Genomic DNA, 20,475 nt, shown 5'->3' with positions numbered 1-20,475 from the left:
TCAGGAGCTCGACCATGCGCCGCCCTACCCATCACGCAATGCTCAACACCCGTGGCACCCGTCATCTTGCCAGCCTCGCGCTGGCAGTCGGTTTCGCGACCGCTTCCGCCAGTGCCCTGGCCGCCACCGAAGTCGAGTGGTGGCACGCCATGGGGGGCGGACTTGGCAAGAAGGTCGACGAGATCGCGGCCGACTTCAATGCAAGTCAGGATGAATTCGTCGTCAAGCCGGTCTTCAAGGGCAACTACTCCGAGACCATGACGTCCGCCATTGCCGCCTTCCGGGCCGGCAAGGGCCCGGACATCGTGCAGATCTTCGAGGTCGGCACCGCCACCATGATGAGCGCCAAGGGTGCCATCATGCCGGTCCATCAGCTGATGGCGGACTATGCACCGTCAGAAGGCGCGAGTTTCGATCCGAAGGCCTACCTGTCTTCCGTCACTGGCTACTACACCGACACCGAAGGCAAGATGCTGTCGATGCCGTTCAACTCCTCCACCCCGGTCACCTATTACAACAAGGACATGCTGGCCAAGGCCGGTGTCGAATCCGTGCCGGCCACCTGGCAGGAGCTGGGTGATGCCCTCAAGAAGGTCGTCGATTCCGGCGCGGGCAGCTGTGGCCTGACGACCACCTGGCCGTCCTGGGTGATGCTGGAGAACTTCTCGGCACGCAATGACGTGCCCTTCGCCAGCCAGGCCAATGGCTTCGCCGGCACCGATACCCGCCTTGAATTCAACAAGACCGCCGTGGTCGACCACATCCAGCGCCTCGACGACTGGCAGGCCGACAAGCGCTTCGTGTTCGGCGGTCGCTTCGATGACGCGGCGCCGAAGTTCTACTCCGGTGAGTGCGCGATGATGATGGGCTCCTCCGCCAGCTATGCCGGCGTCAAGGAAAGCGCCAAGGGCTTCGAGTTCGGCGTGGCACCGCTGCCCTACGACAGCGACGCGATCGAGACGCCGCAGAACTCCATCATCGGCGGCGCGTCACTGTGGGTGCTGTCCGGCCACAGCGATGAGGAATACCAGGGCGTCGCCAAGTTCTTCCAGTACCTTTCCAGGCCCGAAGTCCAGGCCGACTGGCACCAGTTCACCGGCTACCTGCCGATCACCACCGCCGCGGCGGAGCTGACACGTGAGCAGGGCTTCTACGCCGAGAATCCGGGCACTGACGTCGCCATCACCCAGATGACCTCCGTGACCCCGACCGAGAACTCCAAGGGCCTGCGTCTGGGCAACATGGTGCAGATACGTGACGTGATCAACGAAGAGCTCGAGAAGATCTTCGCTGGCAAGGAAAGCGTGCAGGACGGTCTCGATCAGGCTGTCGAGCGCGGCAACAAGCTGCTGGAGAAGTTCGAGCGCGCCAACGGCTGAACACCGCCACACCATGGTGGGCCGCCTGGGCGGCCCACCATGCCTGGATGCCAGAGAGCGGAAAGCGCACCCGATACCGGTGCCCTTTCCCTTCTCTCCCGGCTTGATGGCGCATGGTCGGCCGAATCCGCGCCGACCATGCGCACACGACTGACGTGATCAGTCCCTCTTCCTTGCGAGACCTCTGCTGCATGGCCCATTTCAATCGACATCCCTTCACGCCGTGGATCCTGCTGGCCCCCCAGCTGATCATCGTCGGCGTGTTCTTCTTCTGGCCGGCCCTGCAGGCCATCGAACAGGCTTTCTATATCGAGGATGCCTTCGGGCTTTCACGTGAATTTGCCGGACTTGCCAACTTCCTCGCGGTCCTCGGCGAAGCGGAATATCTGGAAACCCTGTGGACGACGGTCTACTTCTCCTTTGCCGTCGCCTTCGGCGCCATGGCACTCGCCCTTGGGCTGGCCGTGCTGGCAGACCGCGTGCTGCGTGGCGCCAGCACCTACAAGACCTTCCTCATCTGGCCCTATGCCGTCGCACCTGCCGTGGCCGGCGTCCTGTGGCTGTTCCTGTTCGACCCGACGCTCGGCATCCTGCCGGAACTGCTGTCCGCCATCGGCATCGACTGGAATCACAACCTCAACGGCAACCAGGCCATGCTGCTGGTGGTACTGGCCTCGATCTGGAAACAGATGAGCTACAACTTCGTGTTCTTCCTCGCAGGTCTCCAGGCGATCCCCAAGAGCCTGCTGGAAGCGGCCGCCATGGATCGCGCCGGCCCCTGGCGACGTTTCTGGACCATCACCTTCCCGCTGCTCTCCCCGACCAGTTTCTTTCTGCTGGTGATGAACGTGGTCTACGCCTTCTTCGAGACCTTCGGCACCATCGATGCCACCACCTCGGGTGGTCCGGGCGGCTCGACGCGCACCCTGGTCTACAAGGTGTATGAAGACGGTTTCGTCGGTCAGGATCTGGGGTCGAGTGCCGCCCAGTCGGTGTTGTTGATGGTCATCGTCGGCGTGCTGACGCTGATCCAGTTCAAGTATGTCGAGAAGAAGGTGCAGTACTGATGCGCTACAACCGTCCCGGGCTTGATATCGCAAGCCATGCGCTCTTGATCGTCGGCTGCGCGCTGTTCTTCCTGCCGGTGTGGATCGCCTTCAGCGCCAGCACCCACGAGATGGGCGATCTTTACTCCAACGTCGCCCCCGTCTGGATAGGCGAGGCAGGATTCGACAACTACCGCCACCTGCTGGAAGACCCCGTCAGCAGTCTCGGCGCCGACGTGATGACCTTGCTGTTCAATTCGATGCTGATGGCACTGGGCATCGCCATCGGCAAGATCATCATCTCGGTACTGGCGGCCTATGCGATCGTGTTCTTCGAGTTCCGCTTCCGCAAGCTGTGCTTCTGGCTGATCTTCATCACCCTGATGTTGCCGGTGGAGGTGCGCATTCTGCCGACCTTCAAGGTGGTGGCCGACCTCAACATGCTGGACAGCTATGCAGGCCTGATCCTGCCGCTGATCGCCAGCGCTACCGCGACCTTCCTGCTGCGCCAGTTCTATCTGACCATCCCGGCCGAACTGGTCGAGGCGGCACGCATCGATGGCGCCGGGCCGTGGCGCTTCCTCAAGGACATCCTGCTGCCGCTGTCGAAGACCAACATCGCGGCACTGTTCGTGATCATGTTCATCTACGGCTGGAATCAGTACCTGTGGCCGCTGCTGATCACCACGGATGCCGACTACCTGACCATCGTCGTCAGCCTCAAGCGCATGCTGACCACCGGCGACGGCCTGGTGCCGTGGCAGGACGTCACCGCCACCACGCTGCTGGCCATGGGGCCGCCGGTGCTGGTGATCCTGTTCATGCAGCGCTACTTCATCAAGGGGCTGGTGGACAGCGAGAAGTGACCTTCTCTCGCCCCGGCACCTCGTGATTCGCGCTCCTTTTACCTGACGCCTTGCGCCCGGCCACCTGATTCCGTTCCGCCGTGATGGACCGCTCTCACGCCTGTCACGGCACCGCTTTGGATATTCATCTCATGGCAACACTGACACTCAAGCAGCTCAAGAAGCAGTACCCCAATGGCTACCAGGCCCTGCACGGCATCGACCTGGAGTTCGGTGAGGGCGAGCTGATCGTCATCGTCGGCCCTTCCGGGTGCGGCAAGTCCACCCTGCTGCGCACCCTGGCGGGGCTCGAGGATATCTCCGAAGGCGATCTGGAGATCAACGGCAAGCGCGTCAATGACCTGGAGCCCGCCGAGCGCGATATCGCGATGGTGTTCCAGAACTATGCGCTCTACCCGCACATGAGCGTGTTCGACAACATGGCCTACGGCCTCAGGAACCGTCGCACGCCCAAGGACGAGATCCAGCATCGCGTCAGCGAGGCCGCCGAACTGCTGGGCCTGACCGAGCTGCTCGATCGTCGTCCCAAGCAGCTCTCCGGCGGCCAGCGTCAGCGCGTCGCCATGGGGCGCGCCATCGTGCGCAAGCCGCAGGTATTCCTGTTCGATGAGCCGCTCTCGAATCTCGATGCCAAGCTGCGCGTGCAGATGCGCCTCGAGATCCGCCGCCTGCAAAAACGCCTCAAGGTCACCTCCGTCTATGTCACCCATGACCAGACCGAGGCCATGACCCTGGCAGACCGCCTGGTGGTGATGAATGGCGGCCACGTCGAACAGTTCGGCACGCCGATGGCGCTCTATGACCGACCCGCCAGCCAGTTCGTCGCCGGCTTCATCGGCTCGCCTGCCATGAACTTCCTGAGCGCCACCCGTACGGAGGCAGGCCTCTCGCTGCCCTGCGGCGCGCGCCTGGCATTGCGACCGGCGGCCAGAGAACACGAGGCGACTCCCATGGACGCCGCACTGACGTTGGGCATCCGCCCGGAACATCTCGAGGTTCTGCAGCCGGACAGCCCGCTGCCACCGGGTGCCGCGGAGCTTGTGGCCCGCATCGAGCTGGTCGAGCCACTGGGCGCGGACACCCTGGCGTACTGCCGACTGGACGGCCAGGCGGAGCCGCTGGTGGTGAGACTGGACGGCGAGCACGCCGTCGCCGAGGAGCAATGCCTGCGCCTGGCCATTCCGCCCGCACGCGCGCATCTGTTCGGTGCGGATGGCAAGCGCCTGGCAACTCACGAGTGATGGAGCACCTGGCCTGCGCACGAGTCGCCACAGCGAAACCTGCAGCAGGACCTGGAGCGGAACCTGTCGCGAAAGGCACATGCACACAAAAGTGATTGCCCCCGTAGCGTCATCATCGGATGGTAACAAGGACACGCCGGGTGCTCGTCCTGACGCGTCGAGCCTGACACCATCCACCAACGAGGTTCATCGATGTCATCATCTTTCTCCCACGGCACATCACTTGCCTTGCCAATGGCCATCGCTCACCGCGGGTTGTCCGCCTACGCGCCGGAAAACACGCTCAGCGCCATCCGCGCCGCCCATGAGGCCGGCCACCAATGGGTGGAGCTGGATGTCCAGCTGCTCAAGGATGGCACTCCTGTCATCTGGCACGATGCCAGCGTCAATCGTTGCTCCGATGGGCGTGGGCGGCTGAGAAACCTGGATCTGGCAGCGGCTCGGGCGCTGGATGTGGGCAGCTGGTTCAGTGCCCGCTTTGCCGGGGAACGCATGGCGACACTCGAGGAAGCCTTGGCATTGATCGCCTCGCTGGGCATGGGGCTCAATCTCGAGCTCAAGCTGAGTCCGGGGCACGACACTCGAGCACTGGTCGAGAAAGTCGTGCCCATGGCGGTCGAGGCGCTGCCCGTCGGGCGGCTGATTCTCTCGTCATTCGACCCGCAAGCCCTGCGCATGAGCCGGGAACGTGACGGCAAGGTGCTGATCGGGCTGCTCTACGACGCCATTCCCGACGACTGGGAGGCATTGGCCGAGGACGTGAAGGCAGTCACCGTACATGCGGACTGGCGTGCACTGACACGTGTCGCGGCAAATCGCGTCACGGCCACCCAGCGCAAGCTGCTCTGCTACACGCCCAACGATGCCGCGGCCTTCTCCCCTCGCTGGACCTGGGGGGTCAGTGCCGTCATCAGCGATGACCCCGGTATCTTCTCCGAGCAGGACCTTGCGCAGTCTCCCTGTACCGAACGCACCTTGTCGTGAGATCGCCATGAGCCAGTCACTGGAGACATTGAGCCCTCGCCAGCTACGCATTCTCGAGCGCCTGGCGCGGGACGGCCAGTTGAGCGTCGAGCCGCTGGCCGTGGACTTCGAGGTCACACCGCAGACCATACGCCGCGATCTCGGCGTGCTGTGTGATCTCGGACTGGCGCGACGGCGTCATGGCGGCATCGAACGTCCGCTGGGTGGACACAATCTGGGCCACACCCAGCGCAGCATGCTGGCGAGACCGGCCAAGCAGGCCATGGCGGCCCAGGTCGTCGCCGAGATACCCGATGGCGCCTCGCTGGCACTGGGAATCGGCACCAGCGTGGTGGCTGTCGCCGAGGCACTGATCGCCCGGCGCGGCCTGCGCGTGATCACCAACAACCTGCAGGTGGCACAAGCGCTTTCCAGCCACCCGGATGTCAGCGTGCAGCTTGCCGAGGGCCAGCTTCGCCCTCGGGATCTCGATGTGGTCGGCAGCGCCACCGTGGCCTTCTTCACCCGACATCAGGTGGACATCGCTGTGCTGGGATGTGGCGGGCTGGATGCCGAGGGGCTGCTGGATTTCGACCCTGAAGAGGCCGCCGTCAGTCGCGCCCTGCTCAGGCATGCCAGACGCCGCATCCTGGTCACCGATGCCAGCAAGTGGGGGCGTGCCGCCATGTGCCGGATCGGCCCGCTCACCGATATCGATCTGCTGATCACCGACAGCCCCCCACACGCCAGCGAGCACCAGATGGCGTTGACCGAGGCGGAGGCTCACTCACTGCAGGTGATGTACCGCCAATGAATCACTCAGCCCCCGCCCCTGTGGCCCACCGCTCACGAGGATGATCGGAATCACCATGCAAGCCTTCGCTCACTGCCCAGCCACCACCCTGTCCGGCATTCGCTACCTGCTGACCGACATCGATGACACCCTCACCCGGGAAGGGCGACTCGATGCCTCGACATTGGCGGCACTCGAGCGCCTGGAGGCAGCCGGCATCAAGGTCATTCCGGTCACGGGCGGCTGTGCCGGCTGGTGCGATCATATCGCCAGGGCCTGGCCAGTGGCCGCCGTGATCGGGGAGAACGGCGCCTTCGCCTTTCAGCGCCAGGGGCAGCGGATACTCACGACCTGGTGGGAGGACGAAGCACGTCTTCGCGCGCGTCAACGCCATGTGATGACGGTGGCGCGCCAGCTGCTGCTCAACCATCCCCAGGCCGCACTGGCCCAGGACCAGCCCTTCCGCTACGCGGATGTCGCGGTGGACCACTGTCAGGCCGTCAGCCCGCTGTCGCAGGCACAGATCCACGCCATCATCGCCGGCTTCACGGCCGCCGGCATTCAGGCGCGTGCCAGCTCCATCCATATCAATGCCTGGCAGGGTGACTTCGACAAGGCACGCATGGCCGTGCGTGTCCTGACCGAGACCTTCGGACTGGACCGCATGCAACTGGAACAGGAGGTGATGTACGTCGGCGATGCCCCCAATGACGCGCCGATGTTCGCTACCTTCCGGCATACCGTGGGCGTCGCCAATATCCTCAAGCATCGTGCAGCGCTGGGCTGGGAGCCCGCCTGGCTGACCCGCCACGGTCATGGCGCCGGGGTCGAGGAAATCGCCGATGCCCTGCTCGGGTCACATGCAGCCATCGACAGCGGACACTGAGACTGCCGAGCGGCTGCACTTGTCGTACTGAGCCTGCCAGACCGAGTCCTTCGAGCTGAGCCCGTCGAACTGAGCTCACCAAGCTTGACCTGACGAGATGAAAAAGCCCGCCTCGGCATCCCGAGACGGGCTCTTGTTATCTTAAAGATAACAATATTACCAAAGTACAGACTACCTACTGTGGGAAGAACAGCCCACGCAAGCCTTCACCCGGGTCTTCGAAGCGCATGAAGGCCTCGCCCACCAGGAAGCCGTGGACACCACGGTCACGCATCTTCGCCACATCCTCACGGGTATGGATACCTGATTCGGTCACGACGTGCACTCCCGATGGCATGTCGGTCAACAGGTCCAGCGTCGTCTCCAGTGAGGTCTCGAAGCTACGCAGATCACGGTTGTTGATTCCGACCAGCTCGATCCCCAGCGCCAGCGCACGCTTGAGCTCCTCGCCATCATGCACCTCGACCAGCACATCCATGCCCAGCTCTCGCGCCTGATCATGCAGAGCACTCAGGCGTGCATCGTCCAGTGCCGCGACGATCAGCAGAATGCAGTCGGCACCGATGGCACGCGCCTCGAGCACCTGATAGGGATGAATGATGAAGTCCTTGCGGATCACCGGGATCGAGACGGCGTCGCGCGCCTCGATCATGAAGTCCTCATGCCCCTGGAAGAAGTCGGCATCGGTCAGCACCGACAGGCAGGCAGCGCCGGCCTGCTCATATGCCACGGCGATCTCGGCCGGCGCGAAGTCTTCACGGATCACGCCCTTGGAGGGAGAGGCCTTCTTCACCTCGGCGATGATGGCCGGCTCACCGCGATCGATACGAGATGTCAGCGCCTTGATGAAACCACGCGGCGCGCTCTGCTTCTCGATCAGCGTCTGAAGATCCGCCTCGCCCACCGCCGCACTGCGCTCGGCGATCTCCTCTTCCTTGCGCGCCAGAATTCTGGCCAGGATGGTCGGCAGCGCCTTGTCAGTCGTCTGTTGCTCGGTACTCATCAGCGGGTCGCTCCTTCATCATTGACCTGGGCGTAGACACGGGTGAAATCGGCAAGCTCCTTCATCTTCTCGAAGGGCAGCTTGCTGGCCTGCACGTCCTCGGCAATATTGACGCCTTCCTTGAGACTGTCCGCGATACCGGCCACGTACAGGGCCGCACCGGCATTGAGCGCCACGATATCGCTGGCCGGCCCCTCGTCTCCGCGCAGCGCCTGCTGCACCAGCTTCAAGCTGTCGGCAGACGTCGCGACTGCCAGCGAATCCAGCGACTGGCGCGCGATACCAAAGTCTTCCGGCGCGATGCGGTATTCGCGGATCTCGCCATCCTTGAGCTCATTGACCAGGGTCGGCGCCGCCAGCGAGATCTCGTCCAGACCGTCATCGCTGTGCACCACCAGCACATGCTCGGCCCCGAGACGCTTGAGCACCTCGGCCATCAGCGGCACCAGCGCGGGGTCATACACGCCGAGCACCTGACGGGTAGCGCCAGCCGGATTGGTCAGCGGACCCAGGATGTTGAACATGGTGCGCACCCCCATCTCGCGACGCGGACCGATCACATGCTTCATGGCAGCATGATGATTGGGCGCGAACATGAAGCCGACCCCGATATCATCGATGCAGCGCGCGACCTGTTCGGCATTCAGCGCCAGATGGATGCCAGCCGATTCGAGCAGATCCGCACTGCCGGACGACGAGGAGACACTGCGGTTGCCATGCTTGGCCACATGCCCACCGGCCGCGGCCACGACGAAACTTGCGGCAGTGGAGACATTGAACAGATTGGCCCCATCTCCGCCGGTACCCACGATGTCCACCGCATCGGTGGCGCGCACCGTGACTCGCGTCATCAATTCACGCATCACCTGCGCGGCAGCGGCCAGCTCATCGACAGTCTCGCCTTTCATCGACAGGGCCATCAACAGTGCCCCTATCTGCGCCTGGGTTGCCTCGCCGGTCATGATGGCCGTCATGACCGCATGAGTGTCGTCGTAGCTCAGGTGCTGGCGGCGCATCACGGCGCCAATCGCCTCACGCATCTGCATGTTGTGTCTCCGCAGACGCCAGCCTCGGCGGCTGACGCATGAAAATGAAATATGACTCTTGCGATCTGCATCCGCTCAAGCGGCTTTCTCGACCTCGCCGCGTCGCAGGAAGTTAGCCAGAAGCTCATGACCCTGCAATGTGAGGATCGACTCGGGGTGGAACTGCACACCCTCGACATCCAGCTCGCGGTGGCGCAGCCCCATGATCAGCTGCGGGGTGACATCGTCGTCACCCGTCCAGCTGGTGACGACAAGACACTCAGGCAGGCTGTCGCGCTCGACGACCAGCGAGTGATAACGCGTGACTTCCAGCGGCTCGGCCAACGCGGCGAAGACGCCACTGTTGTCGTGATGGACGGCGGAGGTCTTGCCATGCATCACCTGAGGGGCACGCACCACCTTGCCACCGTAGACCTGACCGATGGCCTGATGGCCGAGACAGACCCCCAGGATCGGCAGCTTGCCGGCAAAGTGACGGATGACGTCCAGGGTAATCCCGGCCTCATTGGGCGTGCACGGCCCCGGCCCAAGCACCAGATGCGTGGCACCGAGCGCCTCGATCTGCTCGAGCGTGATGGCGTCATTGCGCACGGTCAGCACTTCGGCCCCAAGCTCGCTCAGATACTGGACGATGTTGTAGGTGAAGCTGTCAAAGTTGTCGATCATCAGCACGCGTGGCGCGCTGGCGTCCTGCGAAGTGAATGCCTGCATGGTCAGTGTCCATTCTCGGGAGCGGATCCGTGCCGTGATTCACCGGCCTGCCCGCCCTCCTTTGGTGTCGTTCCCGCCGTCCAGCAACAAAAATGCCGCCCTGGTCGGCGGCATTCTTCTGGTCGTACGTCCTCGAACTTCAGACATGCGAAAGCCGCCCCGTTTTCAGGAGCGCCACCACTGCTGGCTGAGGTCGTGCGGGTTACGTAGCGTCATAGGTCAATAGTGCGTTGAGCCGTTGGGAGTGTCAATCACATGCGACATTGCAGGGAGCGGCCCCGCAAGGCCGCCGGGCCACTCCCTGTCGTGCATGGCGCGGCATTCAGTCCAGGTTGTCCAGGCCACGCTCCGCCATCGCCACGGCACGGAACAGCGCACGCCCCTTGTTGAGGGTCTCGTCCCACTCGGACTGCGGGACGGAATCCGCGACCACCCCGGCACCGGCCTGGACGTGAAGCACCTGATCCTTGAGCACGGCGGTACGGATCGCGATCGCGGTATCCATGTTGCCGTGCCAGGAGAGATAGCCCACCGCACCCGAGTAGATGCCACGCTTGACCGGCTCCAGCTCGTCGATGATCTCCATGGCGCGAATCTTCGGCGCGCCGGACAGCGTGCCCGCCGGGAAGGTGGCACGCAGCACGTCCATCGGCCCCAGCCCTTCCTTCAGCTTGCCGGTGACGTTGGAGACGATGTGCATGACGTGGGAGTAGCGCTCCACCACCATCTGGTCCGTCACCTTGACGCTACCGGTCTGACTGATGCGCCCGGCATCGTTGCGGCCCAGGTCGATCAGCATCAGGTGCTCGGCGATTTCCTTGGGGTCCGAGAGCAGATCCTTCTCGAGCGCCAGATCCTCCTCTTCGGTGGCACCGCGTACGCGCGTTCCGGCAATGGGACGCACCGCGACTTCACCATCCTCGAGACGCGAGAGAATCTCGGGCGACGAGCCGATGACGTGATGATCATCCAGATTGAAGAAGAACATGTACGGCGAGGGATTCAGACTGCGCAGCGCACGATAGAGATCCAACGGCGCGGCACGGTAGGGAATCGACATGCGCTGGGACGGCACGCACTGCATGACATCACCGGCCAGCACGTATTCCTTGATCTTCTCGACCGCGCCCTTGAAGCCTTCCTCAGTGAAGCCGGAAGTGAAATCGGTCTCCTGGACAGGATCACCGCCGGTACCGGGGCTGACGGTATTCAGCGTGGCGCTGCGAAGCTGGATCTCGAGGCGCTCGAGACGCTCGCAGGCTGCCTCGAAGGCATTGGGTGTCTCGGGGTCGGCATGGGTCAGCAACGTCAGGCGGCCAGAGAGATTGTCGAAGATCACCAGCTCGTCGGCCACCATCAACAGGATATCCGGCACGCCCAGCGGGTCCGGCTTCTCGACGCCCCGCAGGCGCGGTTCGATGTAGCGCACGGTGTCATAGCCGAAGTAGCCGACCAGCCCGCCATTGAAGCGCGGTGCGCCCTCGATGACCGGCACCCGGAAGCGCGTCTGGAACTGCTCGATCCACTCGAGCGGATCTTCCACCTCGGTCATGCCGGTCTGCTCGCCATTGACCAGATGCGCCACGACCTGACCACGCACCTCGATGCGCTCACGGCACGGCAAGCCGATGATCGAATAGCGCCCCCACTTCTCGCCGCCCTGCACGGACTCCAGCAGGAAGGTCCACGGCATGTCAGCCAGCTTGAGATAGGTGGACAGCGGTGTGTCGAGGTCCGCCAGCACGTCACGAGTAACGGGAATGCGGTTGTAGCCTGCCTCGGCCAGTTCAGCGAAGTGTTGTGGGGTCATCATGACCTGCAGTTCCTTCCACGGAGGGGGCGTTGCCGGTACGCGACCGGCTTGTCTGGCGTCAGTCTATCATCGCGTGCCGGTGGCGGCAGCGCTGTCTGGCAGGCTCAGTCTGCGACGACCAGCTCGGCCAGGGACTCGACGATGTGATCCGGATGACTGCGCGCGATCGGCTCACCGTGGTTGTAGCCGTAGGGCACCGCCAGCGTCCGGAAACCGGCGGCGCGACCTGCCGCGATATCGTGACGTGAATCCCCGACCATCAACGCCTCCCGCGGCGCGACCCCCAGGCGCTCGGCCGCGAACAGCAACGGCGCGGGGTCCGGCTTGCGCGTCGGCAGACTGTCGCCGCCCAACGCCAGCGCGAAGTGTTCCGCCAGCGAGAAATGCGAGAGCAGCGGTTCGATGAAGGTTTCCGGCTTGTTGGTGATAAGCACCACGACCACACCGGCCTGATGCAACCCCTCCAGACAGTCACGCGCACCGGGATATAGCCGTGTACGCGAGCTGGGGTCCGCGGCGTAATGCGCCAGGAAGCACTGATGCGCACGCTCGACCCGCGTCAGATCATCCGTCGCCAGACCATGCGCCTCAAGCGCTCGCTCCACCAGCACCCGCGCGCCATTGCCGACGAAGTCGCGCACGCGGTCTTCCCCGAGTGCCGACAAGCCTTCATCGACCAGCATCCTGTCGATCGCGTTGGCAAGGTCCGGCACCGAGTCGATCAGGGTGCCATCCAGATCGAAGGCCACCATCTTGATGCCCCGCAATGCCGGATGCGCCAGCCCGTGATCGAGGCTCTGTACCTGCTCGGGTCGGGGCCCGATAGCGTCCCCGCCACGCGCGGTATCGCAGGGCGTGGAAGTGGAATGAGACGCGGTCTGGACAGACGCCTCGTCGGAAGTCTGCATTACCGTCTTTTCGCTCACCTGGCCTCCTGAGATCACTCGCTGAATCCGGCTGTCACGGGACGAGAATCGTCCGCCATTCATCCACGCAACGCATGGTTTCATCTGTTTTGTTGGAAAAATCCGTAAAAAAATTACATTCCTTCACCCTGCCACTATTAGCACGCCAGCGGTCACGTTACCATAGCGCCATTCAGTCGACCGTCCCTCCGGGTGTGGCGCCAGTGACAACGAAAAAACGCGCAACCCGACGCTCCGGCGACAGCCAGTTTCTGCTTGTCCTTTTCGATCTTGTCACTCTCAGGAGCTCTCCATGGCTATTCCCCGCATCGTGGTTGTCGGCGGTGGCGCCGGCGGTCTGGAACTTGTCACCAAGCTTGGCCACAAGCTGGGTCGCAAGAAGAAAGCCGAAATCATCCTCATCGATCGCAATTCCACGCATATCTGGAAGCCTCTGCTGCACGAAGTGGCCACCGGCGTGCTGGATTCCGGTCTTGATGAGGTGTCCTACCAGGGCCATTCCAAGGCCCACGGCTACAAGTTCCAACGCGGGACTCTCGAAAGCCTGGAGCGCGAAGAGAAGCAGCTGACACTGGCGGCCATCCACGATGCCAACGGCACCGTACTGCTGCCCTCGCGCACCCTGAGCTATGACTATCTGGTGCTGTCGCTGGGCAGCGTGTCCAACGACTTCGGTACCCAGGGCGTCGCCGAGCACTGTCACTTCCTGGACAGCCCGCAGCAGGCCGAGAAGTTCCGTCGCGACATGCTCGACACCTTCCTGCGCTTCAGCGCCAATGGCGACAAGTGTGAGCGCCAGCAGCTCAACGTCGCCATCATCGGCGCCGGCGCGACCGGGGTCGAACTGTCCGCCGAGCTGTTCGATGCCTCAAAGATGCTGCACAGCTATGGCTTCTCCTCGCTGGAGGATCGTCAGGTCAAGGTGCATCTGATCGAGGCCGCTCCCCGCATCCTGCCGGCCCTGCCGGAGCGCATCGGCAAGCCGGTCGCCAAGGAGCTGACCCGGCTCGGTGTGGACATCCACACTGACACCCGCGTGACCTGTGCCGACGAACGCGGCATCACCACGGCCGATGGCACCCTGATCGAGGCGGATCTGAGCGTATGGGCCGCTGGTATCCGAGCGCCGTCCTTCCTGTCGGAGCTGGGCCTGTCCACCGAGCGCAACCACCAGGTCAAGGTCCACCAGACCATGCAGAGCATCGACGATGACGCCATCTTCGCGCTCGGCGATTGCGCCAGCTGCCCGCAGCCGGATGACAAGCGCGTGCCGCCACGCGCCCAGGCCGCTCACCAGCAGGCCAGTCTGATGGTCAAGAATCTGCGTGCGGCAATGGACAACAAGCCGCTGAAGGAATTCGTGTTCAAGGACCATGGCTCGCTGATCTCGCTGGCGCACTTCGATGCCGTCGGCTCGCTGATGCGCGGCGCCTCCGCGCGCTCGTTATTCATCGAAGGCCGCCTGGCCAAGTTCTTCTACGCCTCGCTGTATCGCATGCACCAGATGGCGATCCACGGCGTGATCAAGACCGGCATGACCGTCATCGTGGATGGCCTGAATCGCTACCTGCGTCCGAAGATGAAGCTGCACTGATCACCCGCTCAGAACGAAAAACGCCCCCGACGGTCTCCGTCGGGGGCGTTTTTCGTTCAGGCACTTGTGCGTTCAGGCACTTACCCGAGCAGGCTCTCCAGCGTCAGTTCGCCGGCAATCAGGCGCCGCTTGGCGGAGACACTCAGCTGCTTGACGCGGTACTCGAGCTTGAGTGCCCGCGAGCGATCCCCGACCGCCTGTTGATAACACAACGTCAAGGGCCCCTTGCCACGCAGGGCACGCGCGCCCCGCTTGCCGCCGGCATGCTCGCTCAGGCGACGCGTCACATCGGTACTGATGCCGGTATAGAGGCGCCCCTGGGCCGTCTCGAGGACATACAGCCACCACTCGGATGACGTCTCGCCCGTCTGCGCCGCCGCGTCCGCGACACGCGGTTCTCCCGGCACAGTCGCTTCCGGCATGGCCGGATCAGCCACGCACGCTGGCAAGCTCGGCACGCAGTTTCGCCAGCACGCTGTCATAGCGGTTGGCATCGCTGTCGCTGCGCGCATTGAAGATGGCGGAACCCGCGACGAAGGTGTCAGCACCGGCACGCGCGATCTCGGCGATGTTGTCGACCTTCACGCCACCATCGATCTCGAGACGGATGTTGTAGCCGGAGGCATCGATGCGCCGGCGCGCTTCACGCAGCTTGTCCAGCGTTCCGGGGATGAAGGACTGCCCGCCGAAGCCCGGATTGACGCTCATCAGAAGGATCATGTCGACCTTGTCCATCACGTAATCGAGATAGGACAGCGGCGTGGCCGGATTGAAGACCAGGCCGGACTTGCAGCCCGCGTCACGGATCAGTTGCAGCGAGCGATCGACGTGATCGGAGGCTTCCGGATGGAAGGTGATGAAGCTGGCGCCTGCCTCGGCGAAGTCGCCGATCATGCGATCCACCGGGGTGACCATCAGGTGCGCATCGATCTCTGCCGTGATGCCATAGTCACGCAGCGCCTTGCACACCATCGGACCGATGGTGAGGTTGGGCACGTAATGATTGTCCATCACGTCGAAGTGCACGATATCCGCACCGGACGCCAGCACATCCTCGACTTCCTGCCCCAGGCGGGCGAAGTCGGCAGACAGGATCGACGGGGCAATCTTGAAATCATTCGGCAGTAGATCAGACATGTCATCAGGCGCCATCAGCAAGTGGAAGGGGCATTTTACGTCACCCTCTCACAAAAGACAGGCACTGTGTGAAGCGTCATGCCGTTCCGGCACCAGCGCTTGCGTTCCCCTCTGCGCGACGGACGCCGTCGTCATCGAGGTTGAAATTGGTGCATTAGCATCTGATAGTAAAACGGTTCGTCTGGGTAGCCACTCCCGATGCGACTCACGACAGCACGTGGCGCGCGCGTCACCGACGCCATGCAGCGACTCCAATAACGATAAAGGGACTACCACTCATGTTCGACACCCCTTGTGCAGCACGCAAGCGTCTGAAGACCTTCGCCGCGGCGGCACTACTGCCTCTGGCAGGTCTACTGCCCACCGCGATGCCGGCCGCCTTCGCGGACAGCAGCGCGATTCTGGAAGGCGAGCGTTTCCATCCGGTGGAAGGCAAGCATGGCATGGTCGCCACCAGCCATTACCTGGCCTCACAGGTCGCACGTGATGTCCTGGCGGAAGGCAGCAATGCCGTCGATGCCGCCGTGGTGGCCGGCTTCGCGCTGGCCGTGACCCAACCCCGCTCCGGCAACATCGGGGGCGGCGGTTTCATGCTGGTGTCCGATGAGAAGACCGGCAAGGTGGTCGCCATCGATTACCGTGAGAAAGCTCCGGCTGCGGCCAGCGAGACGATGTTCCAGGACGAGAATGGCGAAGCCGTGGCCGAGTGGTCTCGCTTCACGCATCGCGCTGCGGGCGTGCCCGGCACCGTGGCCGGTCTTGCCAAGGCACTGGAGGACTACGGCACCCTGACGCTCGAGCAGGCACTGGCTCCGGCCATCAAGCTGGCGGAAGACGGTTTCGTCATCCCGACCCGCTTCGCCAAGGGGCTGAGCGATGCCAAGGACCGCCTCGCCAAGTGGGACAGCACCGCCAAGGTGTTCTACAAGGCAGACGGCAGCAATTACGAGGCGGGTGAGCTGTTCAAGCAGCCGGAGCTGGCCGCGACGCTCAAGCGTATCGCCGCCAATGGGGCACGGGAGTTCTATGAAGGTGAGACGGCCAGGCTGATCGTCGCCGAGATGGATCGCCATGACGGCATCATGACGATGGATGACCTGAAGGCCTACGAGCCGGAAATCCGTGAGCCGGTCCATGGCACCTATCGTGGCTACGACATCTTCTCGATGAGCCCGCCCTCCTCCGGCGGGGCGCACATCGTCCAGATTCTCAACATGCTCGAGGGTGACGACATCCAGGCGATGGGCTTCAATTCCGCCGCCACCATCCACGTGATGGCCGAGGCGATGCGCCGTGCCTACGCCGATCGCTCCGAGTATCTGGGCGACACCGACTTCGTCGATGTGCCGCTGGCCGGCATCACCTCCAAGGACTACGCCAAGGAGCTGCGCGGCCAGTTCGACATGAACCAGGCCACGCCGTCCAGCGAGATCAAGCCCGGCAAGCCGCAGCCCTATGAATCCAACCAGACCACCCACTTCTCGATCGCCGATGGCAATGGCCTGGCCGTCTCCAATACCTACACCATCAACTTCAGCTATGGCTCCGGCATCGTGGTGGATGGCGCAGGTTTCCTGCTCAACAACGAGATGGATGACTTCTCCGCCAAGCCGGGCGTGCCCAATGCCTATGGCCTGATCGGTGGCGTCGCCAACAAGATCGAGCCGGGCAAGCGCATGCTGTCCTCCATGAGCCCGACCATCGTGATGAAGGATGGCAAGAACTTCCTCGTCACCGGCAGCCCCGGCGGCTCGCGCATCATCACCACCACGCTTCAGGTGCTGATGAACGTGATCGACCACGGCATGAACATCCAGTCGGCGGTCAGCGCTCCGCGCATCCACCACCAGTGGCTGCCGGATGAGATCCGCATCGAGGCGGGCATCAGTCAGGACACCATCCGCCTGCTCGAGGCGATGGGCCACAAGGTCGTCACCAAGGACGCCATGGGGGCCATCCAGTCCGTGATGATCCAGGACGGCACCTTCTATGGCGGTGCCGACCCGCGCCGCTCCACCTCCTCGGCCATGGGGCTTTGAGCGAGGCCACTCGCGCTGCGCCTGACGCTCTGAGCGATGCGTCATCTGCCTGACTGGTCAGGACCTGCGATACGGGCGACACTCCACGGTGTCGCCCGTTTTCATGTCGCTCGCGCTCAACCAGGTGCTCTCTTGTCCTCCTCAAAGTCTCTTTCCTCGGCCGATGCCCGTTGGCGGCAACTGGCCAGCCGTTACCCCGTCGCCCTCATCGCGCTGGCTCAGCTGTTCGGCACCAGCCTGTGGTTCACGCCCAATGCCGTGCTGACGCCAATGCTGGCGAGCTGGAACTTTGCCGGCGAGAGCGCTGGCGCCCTGGGGCAACTGACCTCCTCGGTACAGGGCGGCTTCATCGTCGGCACCCTGACCCTGGGGCTGGCGGGACTGGCAGACCGCTTCGCGGCACGCCACCTGTTCATGGCTTCGTGCCTGCTGGGGGCGCTGACCAACCTGGCGCTCATCCTCGCGCCGGGGCTGTTGAGTGCCTCGGCGCTGCGCGTGCTGACCGGCCTGGCGCTGGCCGGCATCTATCCCATCGGACTCAAGCTGATGGTACAGACGGCCCCGGACCGCGCCGGAGCTGCACTGGCCTGGCTGGTCGGCATGCTGGTGCTGGGCACCTCGCTGCCACATGGCCTGGCTGCCCTGCAACTCAGTGGCAGTTTCTCGCTCCCCTGGGGGGCGGCGATCGGCATGGCCTCGCTGCTGGCCGTGGCCGGGGCCGGACTGGTGGCCTTGCTGCCCGCTGTCGCCCCGCCCGCACCAGCGCCTGCCTCGTCGCAGACGTCCTTGCTTGCCCGCGCGACACGAGGGCTGGCCGCCTGGCGTCATCCCGGTTTCGTGCGCGGCGCGCTGGGCTACTTCGGCCACATGTGGGAGCTCTATACGCTGTGGGCATTGGTGCCGCTATTGCTGACGACCATGGCCAGACTCAACGGCCTCTCGCTCTCGGCCACGCAACTGGCGCTGCACAGCTTCATGGTGATCGCGGTGGGCGGACCCGGTTGCGTGGTCGGAGGCTGGCTGTCGCGCACCCGCGGGAGTCTGTGGGTCGCGCGCCTGGGATTGGCGGGCTCGGTGATCCTCACCCTGCTGTTCGTCGGTGCCATGCAACTCGAGGCCGGCTATGGCCTGCTGCTGGGCCTGCTGGCGCTCTGGAGTCTGATGGCCGTGATCGATTCCCCGCAATTCTCCGCGCTGGCGGCCGGCGGCACGCCCGTCGAGCTGCAGGCCAGTGCGCTGGCCTTGATGAATGCCATCGGTTTCAGCCTGTCACTGGTCTCGATCGCCCTGCTGACCCCGCTGATCGCCGCACAGGGCAGCCTGTTGCTGCTGAGCATTCTGCCCGGCCCCTTGCTGGGGCTGCTGGCATTGACGCGCCGGGTGCCGCCCGGCCAGTGAGCGTCGCCGAACGGGAACAGCCATGAGCCAGAATTTCCACTACTCACCCGGCGCGATCTGACCCTATACTCGCGCCCATCAATCCGGGAGCCTGCCATTCAGCCGGCTCTCGTGATCCTTCCACTGTTGACCGGCCACCGGCCCGGGAGCCCGAACGATGATGCGACACCTGCGTATTACCTGCATGAGCGTGGCCTTGATGGCCACGACCGCGCTACTCAGCGCCTGCGGCACCAGCCCGCAACGCCTGTACGTCAACCCGCAGGTTGGCGAGATGGGGGTGGTCGGCCATGGCCAGCAGGTGGTGGTGGAAGTGCGCGACGAGCGACCCTCTGAGCGCATCGGCACCCGTGATGGTGCCACCAACGCCTCCAGCTATCTGGTGGTCCCGACCGGCGATCTGACGCCCAAGCTGGAGGCACAGGCCATCAGCGCCCTGCGCCGTATGGGCTTCGTGCCGGTGACCGCCGAGCAGGCCAATGCCGGTGCCACCGAACTGACCCTCTCGCTGACCGAGCTGGCCTATGGCGTGAAGCGCGGCGGTCTGCTCACCGACACCGCGGCACTCAACGGAGTGATCCAGGCGGTCGCGGTCTCCGGCAAGCAGCGCTACACCGGCAGCTATACCGCCACGCGTGATCAGGGCTACGCCCTCAAGCCCAGCCAGGAGAAGAATACCGAACTGGTCTCTCTGGTGATCGGGGATGCCCTGACACGCGCCTTCCAGGACACCACCCTGATCCGCCAGCTGGACCAGTAAGTCCACTCGGGAGACGCGTCAAGCAGCCCCGCACCACCTGCTCGTCCAACGAAAACGCCACCGCCGCCCAATGGGCGGCGGTGGCGTTTCACGAGATGAGGCAGACCCGCCAGGCATCGCGGCGGGGTGGATCAGTCAATCACTCTCTGGGCCCCTTGCGCACCAGCGCCCAGACCGTCTCGTGCAGACCACGATCATCCGGCGCACGGCGCTCCAGCACCTCCAGCGTGAAATTGGCGCCCAACAGCCGCCGGATTTCCGCCTCCGAGACATGAAACGGCGGCCCTTGTTCACGCTCCGTGTCACGCTCGAGGCTGATCAACAGGCCGCGAGCGCCGGGCGGCAACAGCTGAGCCAGATGGAAGGCATAACGCTGGCGAGTCGCCTCGGGCAGTGCAATCAGCGCCGCACGGTCATAGAAGGCATCGAGATGATCGACATGATCGATGTGGAAGTGGAAGAAGTCTCCGCACCACAGCTCGACCGGCCCCTGACGGAAGCATTCGAAGTGATCCAGTCGATAGCGCGAGACATCCCCGACTCCCTCGGCCACGAAGGCCTCACAGGCCTGACGCGCAAGCTCGATCCCCAGCACCGGATGCCCCTGAGCCGCCAGCCAGCGCATGTCCAGACTCTTGCCACACAGCGGCACCAGCACCTTGGCCTGGGGCGCGACGTCGAGACGCGGCCACCAGCGCTCCAGCGCCGGATGGGGCGCCGGCAGATGAAACCCGATCCGGCCTTCGGCCCAACGCGCAAGCCAGGGGTCACTGGCCGGGGCATTGCCTGACATCAACGCTGACACGGGGTCATCTGCTGACATGGGAGAGCCCTCCTGGAATCTGGAGATGCCCGAGTGCGGCGACACTCGGGC

19 protein-coding genes are annotated in these 20,475 nt (G+C 64.0%); 11 read left to right on the top strand and 8 right to left on the bottom strand.

Annotated features, from left to right (window positions below):
- The first annotated feature begins 14 nt into the window (after positions 1–14).
- The 7 genes from ugpB to HXS65_RS00240 all read left to right on the top strand — a co-directional run bounded on the left by ugpB (position 15) and on the right by HXS65_RS00240 (position 7,174).
- Positions 15–1,379: a sn-glycerol-3-phosphate ABC transporter substrate-binding protein UgpB gene (ugpB, locus tag HXS65_RS00270; RefSeq protein WP_373996113.1), complete on the top strand. Its 1,365-nt coding sequence runs from the start codon at positions 15–17 to the stop codon at positions 1,377–1,379.
- A gap of 191 nt (positions 1,380–1,570) precedes the next feature.
- A complete protein-coding gene (gene ugpA, locus HXS65_RS00265; RefSeq protein ID WP_077371440.1) occupies positions 1,571–2,446 on the top strand; it encodes a sn-glycerol-3-phosphate ABC transporter permease UgpA in 876 nt (291 codons plus the stop codon).
- Positions 2,446–3,291 (top strand): sn-glycerol-3-phosphate ABC transporter permease UgpE, encoded by an 846-nt coding sequence (ugpE, locus tag HXS65_RS00260; protein ID WP_084209256.1) that lies wholly within the window; start codon positions 2,446–2,448, stop codon positions 3,289–3,291. The genes ugpA and ugpE overlap by 1 nt, the downstream gene beginning before the upstream one ends.
- Positions 3,292–3,422: 131 nt before the next feature.
- Entirely contained in the window at positions 3,423–4,532 is a 1,110-nt protein-coding gene (locus HXS65_RS00255; protein ID WP_084209798.1) for a sn-glycerol-3-phosphate import ATP-binding protein UgpC, read from the top strand.
- Positions 4,533–4,724: 192 nt separating this feature from the next.
- Positions 4,725–5,516 (top strand): glycerophosphoryl diester phosphodiesterase, encoded by a 792-nt coding sequence (locus HXS65_RS00250; protein WP_176492862.1) that lies wholly within the window; start codon positions 4,725–4,727, stop codon positions 5,514–5,516.
- Between the two features lie 7 nt (positions 5,517–5,523).
- Positions 5,524–6,309 carry a DeoR/GlpR family DNA-binding transcription regulator gene (locus tag HXS65_RS00245; RefSeq protein ID WP_167593051.1) on the top strand — a complete coding sequence of 262 codons (786 nt, stop codon included), beginning with the start codon at positions 5,524–5,526 and terminating at the stop codon, positions 6,307–6,309.
- Between the two features lie 55 nt (positions 6,310–6,364).
- Entirely contained in the window at positions 6,365–7,174 is an 810-nt protein-coding gene (locus tag HXS65_RS00240; protein ID WP_084209799.1) for an HAD-IIB family hydrolase, read from the top strand.
- A gap of 175 nt (positions 7,175–7,349) precedes the next feature.
- Here HXS65_RS00240 and trpC read toward each other — a convergent pair whose 3' ends face one another.
- The 5 genes from trpC to HXS65_RS00215 all read right to left on the bottom strand — a co-directional run bounded on the left by trpC (position 7,350) and on the right by HXS65_RS00215 (position 12,673).
- Positions 7,350–8,177 carry an indole-3-glycerol phosphate synthase TrpC gene (trpC, locus tag HXS65_RS00235; protein WP_176492861.1) on the bottom strand — a complete coding sequence of 276 codons (828 nt, stop codon included), beginning with the start codon at positions 8,175–8,177 and terminating at the stop codon, positions 7,350–7,352.
- Positions 8,177–9,223 (bottom strand): anthranilate phosphoribosyltransferase, encoded by a 1,047-nt coding sequence (gene trpD / locus HXS65_RS00230; protein ID WP_084209260.1) that lies wholly within the window; start codon positions 9,221–9,223, stop codon positions 8,177–8,179. Before trpD ends, trpC begins: the two co-directional genes overlap by 1 nt.
- Before the next feature lie 75 nt (positions 9,224–9,298).
- Positions 9,299–9,934: an aminodeoxychorismate/anthranilate synthase component II gene (locus HXS65_RS00225; RefSeq protein WP_077371419.1), complete on the bottom strand. Its 636-nt coding sequence runs from the start codon at positions 9,932–9,934 to the stop codon at positions 9,299–9,301.
- Positions 9,935–10,256: 322 nt separating this feature from the next.
- A complete protein-coding gene (trpE, locus tag HXS65_RS00220; protein ID WP_077373081.1) occupies positions 10,257–11,744 on the bottom strand; it encodes an anthranilate synthase component I in 1,488 nt (495 codons plus the stop codon).
- Positions 11,745–11,851: 107 nt separating this feature from the next.
- Complete coding sequence (locus HXS65_RS00215; RefSeq protein ID WP_375782199.1) at positions 11,852–12,673, bottom strand: phosphoglycolate phosphatase; 822 nt, start codon at positions 12,671–12,673, stop codon at positions 11,852–11,854.
- Positions 12,674–12,965: 292 nt separating this feature from the next.
- On the opposite strand from HXS65_RS00215, the gene HXS65_RS00210 reads away from it, so the two are divergent.
- A complete protein-coding gene (locus tag HXS65_RS00210) occupies positions 12,966–14,267 on the top strand; it encodes an NAD(P)/FAD-dependent oxidoreductase (RefSeq protein WP_077371416.1) in 1,302 nt (433 codons plus the stop codon).
- Positions 14,268–14,347: 80 nt separating this feature from the next.
- Here the strand turns inward: HXS65_RS00210 and HXS65_RS00205 are convergent, their stop codons facing one another.
- The gene (locus HXS65_RS00205) at positions 14,348–14,689 is read right to left on the bottom strand and encodes a GIY-YIG nuclease family protein (protein ID WP_176492860.1); all 342 of its coding nucleotides are present in this window, start codon (positions 14,687–14,689) and stop codon (positions 14,348–14,350) included.
- Positions 14,690–14,696: 7 nt separating this feature from the next.
- A complete protein-coding gene (rpe, locus tag HXS65_RS00200) occupies positions 14,697–15,404 on the bottom strand; it encodes a ribulose-phosphate 3-epimerase (RefSeq protein WP_077373074.1) in 708 nt (235 codons plus the stop codon).
- A 368-nt stretch (positions 15,405–15,772) separates the two neighbouring features.
- On the opposite strand from rpe, the gene ggt reads away from it, so the two are divergent.
- The 3 genes from ggt to HXS65_RS00185 all read left to right on the top strand — a co-directional run bounded on the left by ggt (position 15,773) and on the right by HXS65_RS00185 (position 19,601).
- Complete coding sequence (gene ggt, locus HXS65_RS00195; protein ID WP_255304419.1) at positions 15,773–17,443, top strand: gamma-glutamyltransferase; 1,671 nt, start codon at positions 15,773–15,775, stop codon at positions 17,441–17,443.
- A 132-nt stretch (positions 17,444–17,575) separates the two neighbouring features.
- Positions 17,576–18,841, top strand: a complete 1,266-nt coding sequence (locus HXS65_RS00190; RefSeq protein WP_255304379.1) for an MFS transporter — start codon at positions 17,576–17,578, stop codon at positions 18,839–18,841.
- A 157-nt stretch (positions 18,842–18,998) separates the two neighbouring features.
- Positions 18,999–19,601: a YajG family lipoprotein gene (locus HXS65_RS00185; protein WP_077371405.1), complete on the top strand. Its 603-nt coding sequence runs from the start codon at positions 18,999–19,001 to the stop codon at positions 19,599–19,601.
- Between the two features lie 139 nt (positions 19,602–19,740).
- On the opposite strand, the gene tmpT is transcribed toward HXS65_RS00185, so the two are convergent.
- Positions 19,741–20,424: a thiopurine S-methyltransferase gene (gene tmpT, locus HXS65_RS00180; RefSeq protein ID WP_255304378.1), complete on the bottom strand. Its 684-nt coding sequence runs from the start codon at positions 20,422–20,424 to the stop codon at positions 19,741–19,743.
- Between the last annotated feature and the right edge of the window lie 51 nt (positions 20,425–20,475).

It is taken from the genome of Cobetia sp. 5-25-4-2 (assembly GCF_013374075.1).
Taxonomy (GTDB): Bacteria; Pseudomonadota; Gammaproteobacteria; order Pseudomonadales; family Halomonadaceae; genus Cobetia; species Cobetia marina.
Note: the sequence above shows the minus strand (reverse complement) of the source record. Positions and strands in the feature narration are given on the sequence as shown.